General features: G+C 72.0%; 18 protein-coding genes and 2 pseudogenes. 12 read left to right on the top strand and 8 right to left on the bottom strand.

Going from position 1 to position 19437, the window contains the following annotated elements:
- Nucleotides 1-42 precede the first annotated feature (42 nt).
- Complete coding sequence (locus tag ACFYNP_RS05915) at nt 43-1050, top strand: urea transporter (RefSeq protein ID WP_388782993.1); 1008 nt, start codon at nt 43-45, stop codon at nt 1048-1050.
- Between the two features lie 94 nt (nt 1051-1144).
- Complete coding sequence (locus tag ACFYNP_RS05910; RefSeq protein ID WP_388782991.1) at nt 1145-3217, top strand: MDR family MFS transporter; 2073 nt, start codon at nt 1145-1147, stop codon at nt 3215-3217.
- Here the strand turns inward: ACFYNP_RS05910 and ACFYNP_RS05905 are convergent.
- The gene (locus ACFYNP_RS05905) at nt 3207-3626 is read right to left on the bottom strand and encodes a YchJ family protein (RefSeq protein WP_388404344.1); all 420 of its coding nucleotides are present in this window, start codon (nt 3624-3626) and stop codon (nt 3207-3209) included. The two genes, ACFYNP_RS05910 and ACFYNP_RS05905, sit on opposite strands and share 11 nt — an antisense overlap.
- Nucleotides 3627-3935: 309 nt before the next feature.
- Here ACFYNP_RS05905 and ACFYNP_RS05900 point away from each other — a divergent pair, with 309 nt between their 5' ends.
- From ACFYNP_RS05900 to ACFYNP_RS05885, 4 genes and pseudogenes are all read left to right on the top strand, one after another.
- Nucleotides 3936-4547, top strand: coding sequence for a GPP34 family phosphoprotein (locus tag ACFYNP_RS05900; RefSeq protein WP_388782988.1), 612 nt, complete (start codon nt 3936-3938; stop codon nt 4545-4547).
- Between the two features lie 148 nt (nt 4548-4695).
- Nucleotides 4696-5355, top strand: coding sequence for a hypothetical protein (locus ACFYNP_RS05895; protein ID WP_388782986.1), 660 nt, complete (start codon nt 4696-4698; stop codon nt 5353-5355).
- 100 nt (nt 5356-5455) lie between these two features.
- A pseudogene (locus tag ACFYNP_RS05890) lies at nt 5456-5680 on the top strand (NAD(P)-binding protein); the annotation flags it as partial.
- A 43-nt stretch (nt 5681-5723) separates the two neighbouring features.
- A pseudogene (locus tag ACFYNP_RS05885) lies at nt 5724-6668 on the top strand (FAD-dependent oxidoreductase); the annotation flags it as partial.
- Nucleotides 6669-6708: 40 nt separating this feature from the next.
- Here ACFYNP_RS05885 and ACFYNP_RS05880 read toward each other — a convergent pair.
- From ACFYNP_RS05880 to ACFYNP_RS05870, 3 genes are all read right to left on the bottom strand, one after another.
- On the bottom strand, nt 6709-7515 hold the full coding sequence (locus ACFYNP_RS05880) for an SAM-dependent methyltransferase (protein WP_388404331.1): 807 nt from the start codon (nt 7513-7515) through the stop codon (nt 6709-6711).
- 117 nt (nt 7516-7632) lie between these two features.
- Nucleotides 7633-7899 carry a DUF397 domain-containing protein gene (locus tag ACFYNP_RS05875; RefSeq protein WP_161244153.1) on the bottom strand — a complete coding sequence of 89 codons (267 nt, stop codon included), beginning with the start codon at nt 7897-7899 and terminating at the stop codon, nt 7633-7635.
- Entirely contained in the window at nt 7900-8760 is an 861-nt protein-coding gene (locus ACFYNP_RS05870; protein ID WP_100575317.1) for a helix-turn-helix transcriptional regulator, read from the bottom strand. It lies immediately after the preceding gene.
- 206 nt (nt 8761-8966) lie between these two features.
- Between ACFYNP_RS05870 and ACFYNP_RS05865 the strand changes: the two genes are divergently transcribed.
- Nucleotides 8967-9440: an ATP-binding protein gene (locus ACFYNP_RS05865; RefSeq protein ID WP_100575316.1), complete on the top strand. Its 474-nt coding sequence runs from the start codon at nt 8967-8969 to the stop codon at nt 9438-9440.
- Between the two features lie 149 nt (nt 9441-9589).
- Nucleotides 9590-9916 carry a hypothetical protein gene (locus ACFYNP_RS05860; RefSeq protein WP_388405202.1) on the top strand — a complete coding sequence of 109 codons (327 nt, stop codon included), beginning with the start codon at nt 9590-9592 and terminating at the stop codon, nt 9914-9916.
- 58 nt (nt 9917-9974) lie between these two features.
- On the opposite strand, the gene ACFYNP_RS05855 is transcribed toward ACFYNP_RS05860, so the two are convergent.
- The 4 genes from ACFYNP_RS05855 to ACFYNP_RS05840 form a co-directional block, all read right to left on the bottom strand.
- Nucleotides 9975-10889: a LysR family transcriptional regulator gene (locus tag ACFYNP_RS05855; RefSeq protein ID WP_388782984.1), complete on the bottom strand. Its 915-nt coding sequence runs from the start codon at nt 10887-10889 to the stop codon at nt 9975-9977.
- A 46-nt stretch (nt 10890-10935) separates the two neighbouring features.
- Nucleotides 10936-12117: a glycine C-acetyltransferase gene (locus ACFYNP_RS05850; RefSeq protein ID WP_388782982.1), complete on the bottom strand. Its 1182-nt coding sequence runs from the start codon at nt 12115-12117 to the stop codon at nt 10936-10938.
- Between the two features lie 203 nt (nt 12118-12320).
- Entirely contained in the window at nt 12321-13349 is a 1029-nt protein-coding gene (gene tdh / locus ACFYNP_RS05845; RefSeq protein WP_388782979.1) for an L-threonine 3-dehydrogenase, read from the bottom strand.
- Nucleotides 13350-14341: 992 nt separating this feature from the next.
- On the bottom strand, nt 14342-15109 hold the full coding sequence (locus ACFYNP_RS05840; RefSeq protein WP_388404321.1) for a hypothetical protein: 768 nt from the start codon (nt 15107-15109) through the stop codon (nt 14342-14344).
- A 263-nt stretch (nt 15110-15372) separates the two neighbouring features.
- Between ACFYNP_RS05840 and ACFYNP_RS05835 the strand changes: the two genes are divergently transcribed.
- From ACFYNP_RS05835 to ACFYNP_RS05820, 4 genes are all read left to right on the top strand, one after another.
- Nucleotides 15373-16038 carry a helix-turn-helix transcriptional regulator gene (locus ACFYNP_RS05835; protein ID WP_100575312.1) on the top strand — a complete coding sequence of 222 codons (666 nt, stop codon included), beginning with the start codon at nt 15373-15375 and terminating at the stop codon, nt 16036-16038.
- Nucleotides 16039-16263: 225 nt separating this feature from the next.
- A complete protein-coding gene (locus tag ACFYNP_RS05830; protein ID WP_388405199.1) occupies nt 16264-16794 on the top strand; it encodes a toxin-antitoxin system, toxin component in 531 nt (176 codons plus the stop codon).
- A 3-nt stretch (nt 16795-16797) separates the two neighbouring features.
- Nucleotides 16798-17985 carry an MAB_1171c family putative transporter gene (locus ACFYNP_RS05825; RefSeq protein ID WP_388782977.1) on the top strand — a complete coding sequence of 396 codons (1188 nt, stop codon included), beginning with the start codon at nt 16798-16800 and terminating at the stop codon, nt 17983-17985.
- Complete coding sequence (locus tag ACFYNP_RS05820) at nt 17982-19406, top strand: FAD-dependent oxidoreductase (RefSeq protein ID WP_388404315.1); 1425 nt, start codon at nt 17982-17984, stop codon at nt 19404-19406. The genes ACFYNP_RS05825 and ACFYNP_RS05820 overlap by 4 nt, the downstream gene beginning before the upstream one ends.
- The last annotated feature ends 31 nt before the right edge of the window (nt 19407-19437 follow it).

The raw sequence follows: 19437 nt of genomic DNA, 5'->3' as shown, positions 1-19437 counted from the left end.
GCGTCTGCGTCGTGCTGATTGCACGCGTCTAAGGGGGGCCACGTGCGGATAGCGCGCGCTGGAGGAGGCGGCCGGTTCACGGTGCATGTGCTGCGCGGCCAGGCGCAGGTGCAGTTCATGCCGAGCGCGGTCACCGGGGCGATCTTCGCGGTCGCGCTGTTCGCCGCCGGCTGGCGGTACGGCCTCTACGGCTTGTTCGGCACCGCGCTGGGAACCGCCACCGCGCAGCTGCTCGGCGTGGACCGGAGCAGGGTGTCGGCCGGGCTCGAAGGGTTCAACGCCTGTCTCGTCGCGGTCGCCTTCGCCGTGTTCCTCGGCCCCGGCCATCCCTCCACGATGGTCCTCGCGGCGGGCGGCTGCGTGGTGGTCACCGTGGTAACGGCCGCGACCGCGACGCTGCTTCGCGGCTGGGGGCTGCCCACCCTCACGCTGCCGTTCTGTCTCACGGCGAGCGCCATGACGATCGCCGCGCCGGGCTTCGAGCGGGTGTGGCACGGCGGGCCGGCGCCGGCCGAACTGAGCCGGGCGGCCGAGGGTTCCGCGGACCTCGGCGCCGACGACATCGGGCGGGCCTTCTTCGCGAACCTCGCGCAGGTCTTCCTGATGCCGCAGTGGTACGTCGGCCTGATCCTCCTCGTCGGCATCTTCGCCGCGAGCCGGACGGCGGGCGCCATGGCGTGCGTCGGCAGTGCCGTCGGGGTGGTGACCGCCTGGGCACTCGGCGCCCCGGCCGCCCGGATCGTGGACGGCACCATGGGCTACAACGCCGTGCTCGTCGCGATGGCGCTGTGCGGGGTGCTGCTCGCGGCCGACCGGTGGAGCCTCGGCTTCGCGGTGGTGGGTGCGGCCACGGCCACCGTGCTCGGGCCCGCCCTGAACGCGCTCTCCAGACCGGCCGGCGGGCACTCCTTCACCTGGCCGTTCGTTCTCACCACCCTGGTCTTCCTGGCCTCCGTACCGGCGCTCCCCCGGCTCCGGCGCACGTCGCCGCCGCCCGCCCCGGCGCCGCGCGCCGAACCGGTCGGCTCGGGCACCGCGCTCGGCGCCTGAGCCTTCTTGCCGGGGCCCTGAGCAGGCCTCCGGTACATCACTCGCCCGGCCGACACGGCATGCGCGCCACCTGGGGCGGTGTGAGGGTGCCAGTGTGACCACCGCCAGCGATACAGCACCCGTGTCCGCACCGCCCGTGCTCGACGTCCGGCAGCGGAACATCGTGTTCGGCACGATCATGCTCGGCATGCTGCTGGCGGCCCTCGACCAGACGATCGTGGGCACCGCGCTCCCCACGATCGTCTCGGACCTCGGCGGCGCCGCCCACATGTCCTGGGTGGTGACCTCCTATCTGCTCGCGGAGACCGTCGCGACCGCGCTGGTCGGCAAGTTCGGCGACCTGTTCGGCCGCAAGGTCGTCTTCCAGGTGTCGGCGATCATCTTCATCACCGGGTCGTTCCTGTGCGGCCTCGCCACCAACATGACGCTGCTCATCGCCTGGCGGGCGCTCCAGGGCATCGGCGCGGGCGGCCTGATGGTCACGGCGATGGCGCTGATCGCCGACGTGATCCCGCTGCGCGAACGGGGCAAGTACCAGGGTGCGATCGGCGCCGTGTTCGGCGTGTCGACGGTCATCGGGCCGCTGCTCGGCGGCCTGTTCACCGACCATCTGAGCTGGCGCTGGGCCTTCTACGTGAACGTGCCCATCGCCATCCTCGTGGTGATCGCGGCCGCCCGTAACATCCCCTCGGTCCGCTCGGTCGCCAAGCCCGTCATCGACTACCTCGGCATCGGTCTGGTGGCGGTCGGGGCCAGCGCCCTGATCCTGGCGACGAGTTGGGGCGGCAACGAGTACGCCTGGGGCTCGGGGACGATCATCGGCCTGTTCGCGGGCGGTCTGATCGCGCTCGCCCTGTTCTGCTGGGTGGAGACCCGGGCCGCCGAACCGATGCTGCCGATGCGGCTGTTCCGCAACCCCGTCTTCACGGTGTGCTCGGTCCTCAGCTTCATCGTGGGCTTCGCGATGCTCGGCGCGATGACGTTCCTGCCCACCTACCTCCAGTACGTCGACGGCGACTCGGCGACGATCTCCGGCGTGCGCACCCTGCCGATGGTCATCGGGCTGCTCATCGCGTCCGTCTTCAGCGGCAACGTGGTGAGCAAGACGGGCCAGTACCGGATCTTCCCCATCGTGGGCGCCCTCGTCATGGGGGTGGGCCTCTATCTGCTGTCGTTGATGGGGCCGGACGTCAGCGCCTGGCTGGAATCGCTCTACATGTTCGTGCTCGGCCTCGGCATCGGCCTGTGCATGCAGGTGCTCACCATCGCCGTGCAGAACACCGTCGACTACGCGGACCTGGGCACCGCCACCTCCGGCGTCACCTTCTTCCGTACGCTCGGCAGCTCGTTCGGCACCGCGGTCTTCGGCACCATCTACGCCAACACCCTCAAGCCCAACCTCCGGGACGGGGTGGCCGCGGCCGCGCGGACCGGGGGCGCGAACCCGGCGCAGCTCGCGCAGGCCGCGCAGTCCCCGGACGGCCTGCACCGGCTGCCTCCGGCGACGGCGGCACCCATCGTGCAGGCGTACTCCGACAGCCTCCACACCGTCTTCCTGTGGACGGTTCCGGTGGCCGCCGTGGGTTTCGTCGTCGCGCTGTTCCTCAAGCAGGTCAAGCTGCGCGACAGCGCCCGGTCCGCCTCCACGGACATGGGCGAGGGCTTCGCGCAGCCGAGCAGCGGCGACTCCCAGAAGGTGCTCGAACTCGCCATCGGCAAGATCGTGCGCGGCGCGGACGTGACCACCGCACGGCGGATCGTGGCGGCTTCCGACACCCGGCTCGACGTGGCCGGCGCCTGGGCCGTCATGCAGGTCGAGCAGCACACGCGCATGGTCGGCTACGCGAGCCTCGGCCTGATCGCGTCCCGCCGCCAGGTGCCGCCGGAGGTGCTCGTGCCGGTGTTCCAGCGGATGGTCGAGGAGGGCTTCCTCAGCCGCGAGGGCAGCTACTTCTCGCAGACCCCGGCCGGGGGCCGCGAAGTCGAGGCGATCACGCACTCCTGGTCGGTCTGGCTCAACGAGCAGTTGGAGAAGGACCGCGGGCGCCCGCGCAGCGCGGAGCTTCGGGCCGCCGCGGACACCATCGCCAAGCGTCTGATGGCCGAGGACCTGTCGAACGGCCTGCCTGCGGTGCGCGCCGAAGCGGGCGCGTCCGTCAGTCGGTGAACACGGCGTCGAGGTAGACCCAGGCACCCTCGACGCGCGAGAACCGGCTCCGCTCGTGCAGCGATCCGGCCTCGCCGCCGTGGGTGTAGTGCGCGCGGAACGTGACCGTGCCGGTGCTGTGGAAAGCGCTCCCGTCCGTGGTGTCCAGGATCTCCAGACGGGTCCACCGCATGCCGGGGTCGAGATCGAGGTCCCGGGGCCGCGTGTCGGGGTGCCAGGTGCGCAGCAGATACGGCCCGTCCTGGACCGCGAAGGCGCTGAACCGCGAGCGCATCAGCGCCTCGGCGGTCGGGGCCGCGGCGGCCCCCGAGTGGTAGCGGCCGCAGCACTCGGCATAGGGGGCGGGCAGGCCACAGGGGCAGGCGGTGGGGAGGGAGGGGCGTGCGGGGCGCCGGGTACGACGGGACATGCCCTCATCTGATCACAGGCGCTCACTCGCGTGCGCGGGCCGGGGCGGGCCGCCTCGGCGCACGCGTCGACGGGGCTACCGACAGGGGCGCGGGCCGCCTGCGCATACGCGTCGACGGGAGACGCCGGCAGAGGGGCATCGACGGCGGGTGCGGGCTGCCCCGGCCCGCGCGTCGACGGGGGGGGCGTCGCCCGGCCCGTCCCCGGCCGTTCTCGGAGCGCCCCCTGCCGCGCGCCCCCTGATCTCCTTAGGATGCGCGCATGCCATGCGCCCCGTGCGTGCCGTCGACGCTGTGACAGGGAATCCCACATGACCACCGCACGGGACCTGCTGATCGTCAGCTTGGACGTCAGCCCCGCCGGCCACCCCGTCGAGCAGGGCGACCTCTCGCTCGCCCTCGCCGGAGCCGAACTCCTCGATCTCGCCGACCAGTTCGCCCTCACCCTGGACGGCGACCGCATCGTCCCGGGCTCGCCGCCGAGCGGTCTCGGGGACCGGCAGTTGACCGACGCGGCGGCGGCCCTCGTCCGGCAGAGCCCGTACGAGTCGGTGGAGGACTGGCTGTGGCGCCGGGGCCGTGGCCTGTACGCGGCCTATCTCGCCGCCCTGGAGACGGACGGCGGGGTGACCCGCGAGCACCACCGCTGGCTTCCGCTGCGCACCGGGCGTGCGGCGGTGGCCGATTCACCGGACCGGCGCGCGGCGATGGAGCGCTGGACCTCGGGCGAGCCCGTGCTGGCCGGTCTGGCGGTCGCCGCCCGGCTGCGCGAGGAGGCACCCGAGGACCTCGCGGAGCGCGCGGGCGACACGGTGGTGACCGTGGTGACCGCCGTCGACGACGCGGTGACCGAACTGGCCGCCGTACGCCAGCGGCGCAGCATCGAGGACGCGGCCTTCGACAACATCTGGCGCGGCCAGTGACCCGCGCGATGCCCGAGGACGCCCCGTGCCCGGCATCCGATGTCGGCCATACGTGGAGTTACCGAGGTTAACTCCGTGCCACGGCCCCTACGGTGATCCCGATGCGCCCCGGCGCAGCGAATCGAGCCACCGAGCGGGGAGTCGAGGCATGAAACAGAGGTTGCGCGTCCTGATCGCGGTCGGGGCCCTCACCCTGGGGGCGGCGGGCGCCGGCACCGCACGGGCCGCCGAGGCGGCGCACGGCTGTCCGACCGCGGAGATCTTCGCGACGAACAACACCGCGGTCATCACCGATCCGGCCGACCCGCGCCTGTGGACCCGGCTCGACCGCTTCGACCGTGAGGTGCGCGGGATCATCCACGCCAACGGGGCACGGCCCGGCGCCTCCGAGCTGCTCAACGGGGTCTTCTGGTCGGGCGAGTTGCGGCGGACCACCTACGAGCGCTCGCGCGAGTTCGACGTCACCCGGGTCGACCGGGACGGGCTGCACCACATCGCCTCGGTCATCGCCAAGCAGTACCACCAGGAGTCGGTGCTGACCTTCCGCTGCCTGCCGCGCACCGCGCCGGAGACCGACGCGGTGGAGATCCAGGCGCCGGGCGTCTCGGCGACCCGGCTGCACGACGCGCTGGCCGGCGACCCCGAGGCGCGGGACGAGCTCGGCGGCGGTTCGGTCACCCTCGACGGGCGGCTCGTCCTCGTGGCCCCGCTCGCCGACCTGCCGCTGGCGAGGAAGTTCACCGCCTCCCTGGGCGTGGACTGGAACACGGCCCAAGTCCGTTACGGGGACGAGGAATTCGTCTCGTAATCGCCCCGCGTCGCACACCCGGTCCGTCTTCCGGGATGGACGGGACGACCGTATGCTCCTGCGCCGGACGTGACCGTTACCACCGGTAATAGGGAGCACTGTGACGCGCACGGGCAGCACGAGACGGACTTTTGTGGCGGGTACGGCGGCGGCGGGCGCGGCCGCCCCCCTGGGAGCGGAGGCCCCCATCGCCTCCGCCGCCTCCCGCAGGGCGGCAGGCGCGGCGCCGGGCGCGGCGGGCGCACCGAGCGTGGCCGTACTCGGCGGCGGGGTCGCCGGGCTGACGGCGGCTCACGAGCTCGCCGAGCGCGGGTTCCGGGTGACCGTCTTCGAGCGCCGGGCGCTCGGCGGCAAGGCCCGCTCCATGGACCAACCAAGCGTGGATCGATCCCTGGGTCACCCAACTCCGCTCCCTGGGATTCGAGTTCAACGTGGGCTGGACCGTACGCGAAGTCACGTACGCGGGTGGCCGAGTGACGGGTGTTCAGGTCGAGGACGAGAGCGGCGCGGTGCGGACCATGACCGCCGACCACTACGTCTCGGCGCTCCCCGTCGAGCACGCGCGGCCCACCTGGAGTGCGGCGATGCGTGCCGCCGACCCCCAGCTCGCGCGCTGCGGCCTGCTGCGCACCGACTGGATGACGGGCATTCAGTTCTACCTGAGCGAGCGGCCGGACATCGTGCACGGGCACGTCGACTGCATCGACTCGCCGTGGTCGCTGACCGCCATCGCGCAGGCCGCGCACTGGCCGCTGCACCCCTTCGCCGCCGAATACGGTGACGGCTCGGTGTCCGACTGCCTCTCGGTGGACATATCCGAATGGGACAAGCCCGGGATCCTGTACGGGAAGACGGCCAAGCAGTGCACCCGGGAGGAGGTCGCGCGCGAGGTGTGGGCGCAGCTGAAGGCCGCGCTCAACGACACGGGCAAGACGGTGCTGAGCGACTCCAAGCTGCACTCGTGGTTCCTGGACCCGGGGGTCTCCGGCATCGGGACGCCCGATCCGCGCAACGAGGACGAGCTGCTGATCCACCCCACGGAAACGTTCCACAACCGCCCCACGGCCGCCACGAGGATCCCCAACTTCTATCTCGCGGGCGACTACGTGGCCGTCCCCATCGACCTGGCGACGATGGAGGGCGCAAACACCTCGGGGCGCCTGGCCGCCAACGCCCTTCTGGACGCAGTGGGTTCGAGCGCGGCGCGCTGCACGGTGACCCCGCTCTACAGTGCGCCGGAGCTGGACCTCCTCAAGAGCACCGACCGGTGGCGCTACCGGCTCGCCCTGCCGAACGCCTTCGACCTGGGGTGAGCGGGGCCGGCGCGGCCCGGCCGGGGCCGCGCCCGGTACCTCACGCCTTGCGGGCCACCCCCGCGTACACGGGGATGGTGTGGTCGCCCTCGGCCGCGGCCTCACCGAGCTCCGGGTGCCACTCGGCGGCCAGGCCGACGCCCGGCTGGGCCAGTTCGCGGCCGTGGAAGAACCGGGTGACCTCGGCCTTGGTGCGCGGGCGCAGGGTGACGCCGCCCTCCTTGTAGAGCTCGACCGCGCGGGCCGCGCTCTCCGGGTCGAAGTCGCCGGTGATCTGCGACAGGACCAGATAGCTGCCGGGCGCGAGGACGTCCAGGAGGCGGTCGACGATCCCGTACACATCGTCGTCGTCCCCGATGAAGTGGGTCAGGGCGATCAGCGAGAGCGCGATCGGGCGGTCGAAGTCGAGGGTGCCGTGGGCGAGTTCGAGGATGCGCTCGGGTTCGCGCACATCGGCCTGGATGTACTCGGTGACGCCGTCGGGGGTGGAGCGCAGCAGGGCCTCCGCGTGGCGCAGCACGATCGGATCGTTGTCCGCGTACACGATGCGGGCGTCGGAGGCGGTGCGCTGGGCGACCTGGTGGAGGTTCGGCTCGGTGGGGATGCCGGTGCCGATGTCCAGGAACTGGCGCACGCCCTGCTCGGCCAGCCAGCGGGTGGCGCGGTGCATGAAGGCCCGGTTGACCCGCGCGATGTCCCGGCCGCGCGAGTCGAGCGCGAGCAGCTGCTCGGCGAGCGCCTCGTCCACCGGGTAGTTGTCCTTGCCGCCGAGGAACCAGTCGTACACCCGGGCCGGGTGGGGCTTGCTGGTGTCGATCGTGACGGCGCTGCGGTCTTGCCCGGTCATGTGCGCTCCATGGGGATGAAGTTCAGTGAACAGGTGGGGGAATCAAGGGAGTTGAGGGTCGGGCATTGGAGGGCGGAGCAGGGGGGAGGATCTGGTGGCGGGCCGGAGCACCGCTGATCACGTCAGGAGGAAGTCGGCCTGGCCGGACTTGGCGCCCTGGATGAAGGCGGCGATCTCGCCGGGGGTGTAGATCAGCGCGGGGCCCTCGGGATCGGCCGACTGGCGCACCGCGACCCGGCCGTCGGCCAGCTTCATCGCCTCGAAGCAGTTGCCGCCGTTGCCGCCGCTCCACGGCTTGTGCCAGCCCTCGGCGCCGAGCAGGGCCGCGGGCATGCCGTTGTAGATGTGCCCGCCGGCCGGCCCGCCGTCGTATATGTGATCCATTCACAGCTCCTTGCGGAGATCCCTGAGGATCTCCTTCGTGCGTTGTGCAGTCGCGGCCTGAGCCGCCATGCGGTCCATGACCTCCAGGTGGGTGGCCACCTCGGGGCGCGCGTCCAGATAGACGGCGCCGGTCAGGTACTCGCTGTAGACCATGTCCGGCAGTTCGGGCACGGCGAAGCGGAAGAGCACGAAGGGCCCGTACGTCCCCGGATGGTGCCCGGAGGCGAATTCGGCGAGCTGCACGGTGACGTTCGGCAGCGTCGAGGCCTCCAGGAGGCGGTCGATCTGCTCCCGCATCACCTGCGCCGAGCCGACCGGGCGGCGCAGCACCGTCTCGTCCATGATCACCCACAGTCGCGGGGCGTCCTCACGGGTCAGCAGCGACTGGCGCTCCATGCGCAGCGCCACGTGCCGGTCTATGTCCGCGTGGCTGGTCGCGCCGAGCGCGCCGCTGCGCATCACCTGGCGGGCGTACTCCTCGGTCTGCAACAGACCCGGCACGAAGTGCGGCTCGTACGACCTGATCAGGGAGGCCGCGCCCTCCAGGCTCACGTACATGCTGAACCAGTCGGGCAGGATGTCGTGGAAGCGCTGCCACCAGCCGGGCTTGTTGGCCTCCTCGGCCAGGGCGACGAAACCTTCCGCCTCACTGTCGGCGATCCCGTAGGCCTGGAGCAGCAGCACCACGTAGGGAATCTTGAGGGAGACCTCGGCCATCTCCATGCGCCGGATCGTGGCCGGGGCCACCCGCAGCACCTTGGCCGCTTCCTCGCGCCGGAGGCCGGCCCGCTCGCGCAGGTCCTGGAGGCGTCTGCCCAGCACGACCTGGCCCACGGTCGGGGCGGACCGGGGTTCACTCACGACAGACCTCCCCACGCGCTGTTGCGAGCAGTGTGCCACGTCGTCGCAGATAGGAGAACGGCACTCTGCATTTTTCAGAGTGCCTCTTGCCAAGTGTCCGCCGCGGGTACAAGGTAGGTCGGTGAACCAGTTCACACGCGGCGAAGGTGCGCGGCCTCGGGGGAGGCGGCGTCCCGAGCCGCCTCCCCACTGTGAGGATTCCGGTCGTGGCCCCTGGTAACGCGCTCGTCCCCCAGCTCACAGGCGCCTGCTCCGGGACCGCTGTGCGGCGGTACGCCTTCGATGTGCCGGCCCGTACCGAATCGGTCTCCCTCGCACGCCGGCGCAGCAGGGACATGCTGACCGGCTGGGGGCACCACGAGGAGCTCCACGAGACCGTCTCCCTGGTCATCTCGGAACTCGTCACCAACGCCGTCGTGCACACCGCCGGCGACCACATACTGTGCGAACTCACCGATCTCCAGCGGGCGTTGCGGATAGCGGTACGGGACCTGGGCTGCGGCTCGGCCGGGCCTCGCCTGTGCTACTCGGACGACGAGGAGGAGCGCGGACGCGGGCTGCTGCTCGTGGACGCGGTGAGCAGCGCCTGGGGTTCGCACGACGCCCCGTACGGGCCCGGCCGGATCGTCTGGGCCGAGCTCGCGCACGGCGGGCCGGGTCAGGCGGCCCGCCCGTGCTGAGAGAGAAGCTTCCTTGGGGACCCCGGTCCGGGCGACAGGGCCCGCGAACCGATGGGTCCGGAACCGCCGGGCCCCGAGGCCCCGTGCGCAGTGGGGGTGCGCACGGTGTGCCCGGGCCCGGCGGCTCCGCCGCTCGACCCGGCGGCGGAGTGCTGCTGCCGCAGGTCAGGCCCGCGGCCCTCGGTCGAGACGCGGTGGGAGTACCCGCCGTGCACGGCTTCCGGCTGCTGTCCCGCCTTCCTCGGTCGGGCTGCGTGTTCGCCTCGGCCGACTGGTGGTGGTGGATCGTCCCGGCCGGCTCCGACCACGAGCTGCCCTGGCCCCGGCCGGTGCGCTACGCGCCCGGGGCCGTGGTCCCGGACGCCGACCGCCCCCGCCTGATCAACTTTCCCGAGGGCGCGACGCCCTACACCCCGCCGATCCCGCTGTACCTGGTGGTCTGCCAGCTGACCGGCACCGCCCCGGCCTGGGCCTGAGAGCGCTTCCACCGGGCCCGCGCGGCGGGCCTCGCAGGCCTCGCGGCGCCGTGGCCCGCTAGTCGGTGGGCAGGCCGCGCGCCGCCTCGGCCAGCGCCTCAAGGACCGGGTGGAACAGGGGGTGCCGCTCCGCTCCCCTGCGTACCGCCGCGAACACCCGCCGGGTCGCCGCAGGACCGTCCACCGGGCGGACCACGGTGTCCTTCTGCGCCATGCCGCGCAGCGCGGAGCGCGGCACGAGCGCCACGCCCGCCCCGGCGCCCGCAAGGGCGACGACGGCCCGGAAGTCGTCCGAGGAGTGCACCAACTTGGGCTGGAATCCGGCGAGTTCACACGCGAGCAGCATCACGTCGTGGCAGGGGTTGCCCGGGTAGGGCCCGATCCAGTCGTCGTCGGCGAGTGCCGAAAGCGGCACGTTCGGGCCCTGTGCGAGGGGGTGCCCGGCCGGCAGCACGGCGTCGAAGGGCTCGGCGTACAGCGGGACGCGCGAGAGCCTGCTGTCGTCCTCGCGGGGCGCACCCCGGTACTCGACGGCCAGTGCCAGATCGGCCTCCCCGTCCAGGACGAGGGGCAGCGCCTCGTCCCCCTCCGCGTCGCGCACCCGGACCCGGATCGAGGGGTGGGTGCCGCGCAGGCGCGTGATCGCGGGCGCGAGCACCTCGGCGATGCCGGTGGCGAAGGCGGCCACGGTGACCTCGCCGGCCGCGCCGCCCGCGTAGGCCGCCAGCTCCGCCTCGGCCCGCTCCAGCTGGGCCAGGACCGCGTTGGCGTGCTCCAGGAGGATGGCGCCGGCAGCCGTCAGCCGTACGCCCTTGCCGCTGCGGGTGAGCAGGGTGTGCCCGGTCTCCTGCTCCAGCGCGGCGAGCTGCTGGGAGACGGCGGAGGGGGTCAGATACAGCGCTGCTGCCGCGGCGGTCACCGTACGGTGGTCCGCCGCGGCACGCAGGATGCGGAGCCGGCGGGGGTCGATCACCCAGCCATTGTCGCCCGGGCGCCGGCCCTGCGCGGACGCCCGGGCGTCAGGCCTTCATGGCCGACCGGGCGTCGACGAAGGCGGCGACGGTCTTCTCGATGTCCTCGGTCGAGTGGGCGGCCGAGAGCTGGACGCGGATCCGGGCCGCGCCCATCGGCACCACCGGGTAGGAGAAGCCGATCACGTACACACCGCGCTCCAGGAGCAGCTCGGCCATGCGGGCGGCCTCGGCCGCGTCGCCGATCATGACGGGCGCGATGGGGTGCTCGCCCGGCAGGATCTCGAAGCCCTCCTCGCCCATCCGGGTACGGAAGAGCGTGGTGTTCGCGGCGAGCTTCTCGCGCAGGTCACCGGCCGACTCCAGGAGGTCGAGGACCTTGAGCGAGGCGGCGGCGATGACGGGGGCGAGCGAGTTCGAGAACAGGTACGGGCGGGAGCGCTGGCGCAGCAGGGCGACGATCTCGGCGCGGGCCGCGACGTAGCCGCCGGAGGCGCCGCCGAGGGCCTTGCCGAGGGTGCCGGTGATGATGTCGACGCGGTCGCTCACACCGTGCAGGGCGGGGGTGCCGGCGCCGCCGGGGCCGGTGAAGCCGACGGCGTGCGAGTCGTCGACCATGACCATGGCGTCGTAACGGTCGGCGAGGTCGCAGATCTCCTGGAGCGGGGCGATGTAGCCGTCCATGGAGAACACGCCGTCGGTGACGATCAGACGGCGACGCGCGCCCGACGCCTCCTTGAGCTTGGCCTCCAGGTCCGCCATGTCGCGGTTGGCGTAGCGGAAGCGGGCCGCCTTGGAGAGCCGGATGCCGTCGATGATCGAGGCGTGGTTCAGGGCGTCGGAGATCACCGCGTCCTCGGCGTCGAGCAGGGTCTCGAAGACACCGCCGTTGGCGTCGAAGCAGGAGGAGTACAGGATCGTGTCCTCCTGGCCGAGGAACGCCGAGAGGCGGCCCTCCAGCTCCTTGTGCACGTCCTGGGTGCCGCAGATGAAGCGGACCGACGCCATGCCGTAGCCCCAGCGGTCCAGCGCGTCCTTGGCGGCGGCGACCACCTCGGGGTGGTCGGCGAGGCCGAGGTAGTTGTTGGCGCAGAAGTTGAGGACGTCGCCCGAGGGCACCGAGACGGAGGCGCTCTGCGGGGTGGAGATCACGCGCTCGGGCTTGAAGAGACCGGCTTCCTTGATCTCGTCGAGGGTCTTCTGGATGTCGTCACGGACGTTCGCGTACATGCGGGGTGCTCCTAGGACGGGCGGGAGGCGGGACGGGCCTGCGGGACGGGCGGCCCGTGGGACGGCTTCGGCCTTGCGGGCCGGGCGGCCCCGTGGACGGGTTCGGCCCTGCGGCCGGACGGACCCGCGAGGCCTGCGGGCCCGTGGGGCCTGCGGACCCCGCAGGGGCGGGCGGGGCGGCGGGGCCTGCGGGAAAGGGCCGGCTAGACGGTCCAGTCGAGGATGATCTTGCCGCTGCGGGCGGTGGCGGCCTCGTCGAAGGCCGCGTCGAAGTCCTGGTACCCGTACTTGCCGGTGATCACCGGGCTGAGGTCGAGCCCGCCTTCGAGCAGCACGGTCATGGCGTACCAGGTCTCGAACATCTCGCGCCCGTAGATGCCCTTGATGGTGATCATCGAGGTGACGATCTTCGCCCAGTCGACGGCGAACTCCTGCGCCGGCAGGCCCAGCATCGCGATGCGACCGCCGTGCGTCATGTTCGCGACCATGTCGCGCATGGCCTCGGGGCGGCCCGACATCTCCAGGCCGATGTCGAAGCCCTCCTTGAGGCCCAGCTGCTTCTGCGCGTCGGCGATGTCGTGCTCGGCGACGTTGAGCGCGAGAGTGGCCCCGGCCTTGCGGGCGATGTCCAGCCGGGACTCGCTGACGTCGGTGATCACGACGCTGCGGGCGCCGGCGTGCTTGGCGACGGCCGCGGCCATGATGCCGATCGGGCCCGCGCCGGTGATCAGCACGTCCTCACCGACCAGCGGGAACGACAGAGCGGTGTGCACCGCGTTGCCGAACGGGTCGAAGATGGCGGCGATGTCCAGGTCGACCTTGGTGCGGTGCACCCACACGTTGGACGCGGGCAGCGCCACGTACTCGGCGAACGCGCCGTCGCGTCCGACGCCGAGGCCGACGGTGGAGCGGCACAGGTGCCGGCGCCCGGCCAGGCAGTTGCGGCACTTCCCGCAGACCAGGTGCCCCTCGCCGCTGACCAGGTCGCCGACCGCGATGTCCTGGACGTCCGCGCCGATCGCGGCGACCTCGCCGACGAACTCGTGGCCGAGGACCAGCGGCGTCTTGACGGCGCCCTGCGCCCAGCCGTCCCAGGAGCGGATGTGCAGATCGGTACCGCAGATGCCGGTGCGAAGGACCTTGATCAGCACGTCCCCGGGCCCGGTCTCCGGCTCCGGTACGTCCATGAGCCACAGTCCGGGTCGGGCGTGCTGCTTGACAAGTGCCTTCATGGGCGGTGCTCCCGGCGTACGGAGAGGGGCGGCCGGCCTCGGATCGGGGCCGGGCGTGCGAGGTGGAGGGTGTTCAAGGTGACGCTGTTGCTGATCACCAATCTGCTGATCACCAATCTGCCGAGCGCCGGGCGCCGAGTCCATCGAGGATTTCTTAAGCGGGCCAACAGCCAAGCTTCACGCGCGCCCCTCACGCCCCACGCGCCCGCCCCCTCGGACGGCGTTGCCCCCAGGGGGCACGATGCCTCGCGCGCCCACGACGCACACAGAAGTCGTACGGGCCGGGGCGCGCACCCCGGCGGCGGTCAGGAGCGGCCGGATGGAGCAATGAGGGGCGGGGCCTGGGGCCGTGGGGCCCGGGGCGGGCGGGGACGGTGCCGGCTACGCCCGCAATCGGCGGCACAGCACCTTGGCGAGAGCCCCCTTGGCCATCGTGACCACACCACGACGAGGAGATGGCGCGGACGTGGAGTGAGGGGCGGCGGGCCGGGAGCACCGCCGTACCGGCCCGGGCAACATCCTCTATGGCGAGCCGAGTTCGTTCGAGTTTGGCCGAAATCGTGCGGTGCGCGCCTCTCTGTCGGGCGCTGAACCGAGGCCGATCGCGCGATGCGCGGGTTCCCGTCACCCTGCGGACGACCGCTCGAAGCGCTCCCGGGCCTACGCTCCCAGGCCTCCACAGACAGCGGAGCGGGTCGGGCACGGGACAGGAGATACCGGGCGCCGAACCACGCCGCGGGGAATGGGTGAGAGGGAGGGGCGGGCGGAGGGGCGGTTGGGAGCGCTCTCGGAAACCACACAGCGCTCCCAGAGCGACGCGGCTCACCGAGGCGGCCGGGCGCCGGAAGGGCCGAGCCGTGGAGCCGCTAGCGGTCCGGGCCGTCACCGCGCCGAAGGACGGCCCCGGGAAGCGCTCCCAGACCGACACAGCCCGCAGGGCGTTCGGACGGCCGCCCGGCTGGAAGCGCTGCGGGGCGGGCGCCCCGCCGACGCTACCGGGCCGGCACGACGCTGAGGTGGGCGCGGCCCCGGCGGGCCGCGGGGGGTTCGGTCTCGCGCAGCACCAAAGTCAGTCGGCGCAGGCCGAACTGCCGCAGCGTCCGCGGGGATTCGCTGATCAGCCGACAGCTGGTGCGACCGCGCTCCGGATCGGGGTGGCGCAGATGCCGTACCGCGCCGTCGTGGTGGACCGCGGCGTCACCGACGGCCTCGACCCAGTGCGGAAGTCCCAGGCGGAAGGCGGCGTCCATGATCGGGTCATCGGCGATCTCCCGACGGATGTCCTGGAGCCCGGGAGCGCTCTCATCATCGGCGTACGCCTCGGCGAACTGGGCGAGCAGGGGCAGGCACCAGGTGGTTTCGTGCTCGGCGAGCACGCTCGCCGCGTCCGGGTGGAACAGCACGAAGCGCAGGAAGTTGTCGTCGGGCATGGCGGTGGGGTGCGGCCCGACACCACCGAAGAGCGCGTCGTACGCCGGGTTCGAGTGGGCCACGCCCCACCCGGGGTCGAGGACCACGGACGGGAACGGAAGGGCGTCCGTCATCGCGAAGTAGTCGTGGACATAGGCCCGGATCTCGGGGTCGTCCGGGAGCCCGGGAGGCCGTGTTCCCGCGGTCGTCGTGTCGTCGGCGGCGCGCTCCCCCGCGGCCGTCTGCCGTCCGGGCGGCTCCTGGACCAGGGCGAACGGCCGCCCCGCCACCGGGGCATGCGCTGCCGGAACCTTGGGCACCGAATCCTTCGCCACCAATTCTTCCGCCATCGAGTACGCGACTCCTCTTGCTGGCCCGCGAGTGCGGCGGCCGGCCTTCGGGCCCGCCCGGGGCACGGAGGGCGATCTTCATACCGCGTGGCGATCCTGATACCGCCGACACAATGATGTCAAGCATCGTGGCATTCCGGCCCCCCGAAGCTTCGATTGCGCCACAACTGTGGCAAGTTCTGGTTGTTGTTGCCGGGACCCGCTAATCTCCGGAGCATCCACTGTTGTGCCCACCAACCTCGCATGATCTAGGAGAACTACTGGTGACGGACGGCTTCTTGGTTCCGGGACCGACGGCCACGGGCCCCCTCGCGGCCGTCGTCGCCCGTGTGGCCGAGCTCGCCGGAAAACTCGGAACGAGTCAGGCGGACGTGTTCGACGTCCACCGGCTCTCCGAGGCGTCGGGGGTTCCGGCCGATGTCGTGGGCGCCCTGCTCGACGGCCGGCCGGCCGGTGAACCCGATCTCCAGGCGCGCTTCCTCCAGAGGTTCAGCCTGCTGCGCAGCACCCGGCGCAAGCCCAACGGGCGTCCGCACACCCAGCAGGAGATCGCCGACGGCGCGGGCATGTCGCGCCAGCAGGCGGGGGCGCTGATCAACGGCGACCGGCGGCCGACGATGGAGCACTGCGACGCGATCCAGCGCTTCTTCGGCGTCCACGCGGGTTTTCTGACCGCCGACGACACCGATGCGCTCGGCGGCGCCCTGCTGCGCACCGAGCAGGAACTCCTCCAGCAACTCGCGGGCCGCGAGCGGGAGGTGGCGCGCGCCGGGCAGCCGGGCGGCGACGCGCTGGAGCGGCTGCTCCAGGACCACGGGGTCCGCGGGATCGCGTGGCGGGCGGCCCAGCTGCCCACCGACAAGCACCGCGACAAGGTCACCGAATGGCTCGACATGCTCCTGGAGAGCGTGAAGCGGTCGGAGTCCTGACATGGCCCGCACCACCCGACGGCGACACGCCGCATCCATCAGCCTGCCCGGATGTCGCCGTCCGTTCATTTCCGGCCTTCATGTGATGCCGAGTTCAACGAACTCCGGCTCAATGTCGACTGGATCATTCACGTACTGCTCGGCAGGCTGCACATTGACGGGCTGCTCGACGAAGTGCTGCTCCATGAACGGCTGGCGGGGAGAACGGTGGGCATAGGCAAGGAGATGCGCCGGCTGTGCGGCGAGCTGGTCGCGGGCATCACGATCCCGGCACCGGCGGAACCGACCGATCTGTACGCCGCCCTGTGCGAGGGCATGAGCAAGCGCCGGGGCCGCCCCGTCGACTTCCGCATGGCGGCCTTCCCGTCCGGCACCGCGAGCGGACTGTGGCTCGACATGGCCGACCGGGATCTGGTCGTGGTGGAGGAGCGTACCGCCCCGGACCACCAACTCGTCATCCTGGGCCACGAGTTGTGGCACATGGAGGCCGGTCACGGGAGCCACCACGTGGAGGGCGCCGCCGTCGCGGCCCGGCTCCTGTCGCCCGACGCCGATGTGAGCGACACCGTTCGCAAGGTGGCCGCCCGCACCCGTTCCCATGTCGCCGAGGAGACCGAGGCCGAGAGCTTCGGCGTGCTGCTCGGCAGCAAGTGCCGCCCCTGGCTGACCGGTTCGGCCATGCGCGGCCCCGTGCGCCGCGACATGCTCGCCGGTCGCATCGAGGCGTCACTGGGATACCGCGGGCCACAGGGCTGAGGCGTGCAGGGGACCTCGTACTACATACCGGCCGCCGCCATGGCGGCGGCGCTCGCCTTCAAGGTGCCCTCGCTGGTACGGGCCTGGCGCGACCCCCTGCTGCGCGCGGTGTGCGCCCTGCTCGCCATGGCGGGCCTGGTGTTCTTCTTCGCCGCGCCCCCCACCATCGCCAAGGTCAACAGGCTCACCGGAGTCACCAACTTCTCGGCCCCGCTGGTGTACGCGCTGCTCAGCGGGTTCAGTGCCTCCTGCCTCGTACTGCTCGTCAACTGGCGCGGCGGCCCGGCCGAACGGACCCGGCGCATTTCGCGCCGCTGGATCGCCGGGTACGGAGTGCACATCGTCCTGCTGGTCGTGCTGTTCGCCCTCGGCGACACCCCGGTCGAGCGGCTGCGGGACCTGGACACCTACTACGCCAACACCCCGTACATCCGCGAGATGATCGTGCTCTACCTGACGGGGGTCACCGTCGCGGGTATGACGATGAACTTCCTGTGCTGGCGGTGGGCGCTCCAGGTGCACGGCTGGCTGCGCACCGGGCTCCTGATCATCATGCTGGGCTACACCTTCAACACCGCTTATGGCGCGGCCAAGTTCGCGGCCGTCTTCGCCCGCTGGGCCGGCAAGGACTGGGACGCTCTGAGCACCGATCTCGCGCCGATCCTCGCCTCCCTGGGAGCCCAGATCAGTGCCGTGGGCTTCTGTCTGCCCCTGGTCTGCCAACGACTCGCGGACACCTGGCACATCTGGGCCAGCTATCGGCAACTGGGCCCGCTGTGGCGCGAGTTGGACAAAATCGCCCCGGCGCATGTGCGCGCGGTCGGAAATCTGTGGTGGTCCTCCGCCGAACTGTCCCTGACCCGGCGCGAGTCCGACATCCACGACGGGCTGCTCTCCCTGCACCCGTACTTCGACCACGCCGTGCACGCCCGTGCCCTGGCCGCCGCCGTGGCCGCGGGCACGGACCCGGAACAGGCACAGGCCATGGCCGACGCCGCGATGGTGGTGTCGGCGGTCCGGGCCCGCGTGGCCGACCCCGAAGGCAAGCTCCTAAAATCCTCGGATACCGCCGAATCCGCCACCGCCGAGGGCACTCGTGACCTGGTGCGGATCTCGGCCGTCCTGCGTGAGGCCCCCGTCGCCGCAGCGGCCTCCGGGCACGCGGCCATGCCAGAGAGCGAAGTCCATTGAGCGAGCCCGACCATTCCTTCAGCGGCCCCACCCGTCGTCGCGCCATCGTCATCGGCGGCGGAACGTCGGGCATGCTGGCCGCCGCGGCCCTGCGCGAGCACGCCGACGACATCACCGTCGTGGAACGCGACAGCCTCCCCCAGGAGCCGGCCCCGCGCAAGGGACTTCCCCAGGCCCGCCACGCGCACCTGCTGTGGTCGGGCGGCGCCCGCGCCATGGAGGAGCTCCTGCCCGGCGTCACCGGCCGCTGGCTCGCCGCGGGCGCGCGGCGCATCGCCCTGCCCACCGGGCTCGTGTCCATGCAGTCGCAGGGCTGGCTGCGCCGCTGGCCCGAGACCCAGTTCGTGATCGCGTGCAGCCGCGACCTGCTGGACTGGGTGATCCGCGAACGGGCCACCGCCGACCCGCGCATCAAGGTCCTGAGCCGCACCGAACTCCTCTGCCTCGAAGGCAGTTCGGCGCGGGTGACCGGCGTTCGCGTCCGGACGCACGACGGCGAGGAGCGCGTCCTGACCGCCGACCTGGTCGTGGACGCCTCGGGGCGCGGCTCCCGGGCTCCGCTGTGGCTCGGCGCGCTCGGTGTCCCGGCGCCCCGGCACGAGGAGGTCGACTCGGGCCTCGCCTACGCCAGCCGCGTCTTCCGCGCACCCGACGGGACCGAGGACTTCCCGCTCGTCAATGTGCAGTCGGATGCCCGCCAATCGGTACCGGGCCGCACCACCACCATCGTGCCCATCGAGGACGGGCGCTGGCTGGTCACCCTGTCCGGCACCCGGGGCGGTCAGCCCGGTGGCGCCGCCGACGAGTTCGAGACCTTCGCCCGCTCGGTCCGCCACCCCGTCGTCGGCGAACTCATCAACGGCCTGGAAGCGCTCTCCGACGTGGTGGTGACGCGCAGCACCGTCAATCGGAGAAACTACTTCGAGAAGGTGAAGAGCTGGCCCGAGGGGTTCGTCGTCCTCGGCGACGCGGTCGCCACCTACAACCCCGTGTACGGGCACGGCCTTTCGGTGGCGGCGCAGGGTGCCGTGGCACTGCGCGACAACCTTGTCAGCCACGGGCTCACCGCCCCCCGGCTCGCAGCCAAGGTGCAGCGCGCGGTGGCCCGCCCGGTCTCACTCGCCTGGGAGCTCGCCGTCGGGCAGGACATCCAGTACCCCGGGGCGGTCGGCAAGCAGCCCGGCGGCGCCGCCAGACTGCTGCGCAGGTACGTCGACCGGCTGCTCCTGACGGCGACCGGACACCCCGCCGTCACCAAGGCGCTCTTCGACGTCATGACGCTGTCCGGGCCGCCCACCGCCCTCGTCCGGCCGGGGATCGTGCTGGCCGTACTGCGGGGTCCGACGCTGCCCCAGCTGACGGCCCCTCCGCTGACGGACCGTGAACTCGCCCTCGCACAAAGCCCGCAGAAGACGCCTTAGCCGCGCATCGCGCACGCGCGGCCGGGGCCGG

The organism is Streptomyces sp. NPDC006691 (assembly GCF_042869955.1).
Taxonomy (GTDB): domain Bacteria; phylum Actinomycetota; class Actinomycetes; order Streptomycetales; family Streptomycetaceae; genus Streptomyces.
Note: the sequence above shows the minus strand (reverse complement) of the source record. Positions and strands in the feature narration are given on the sequence as shown.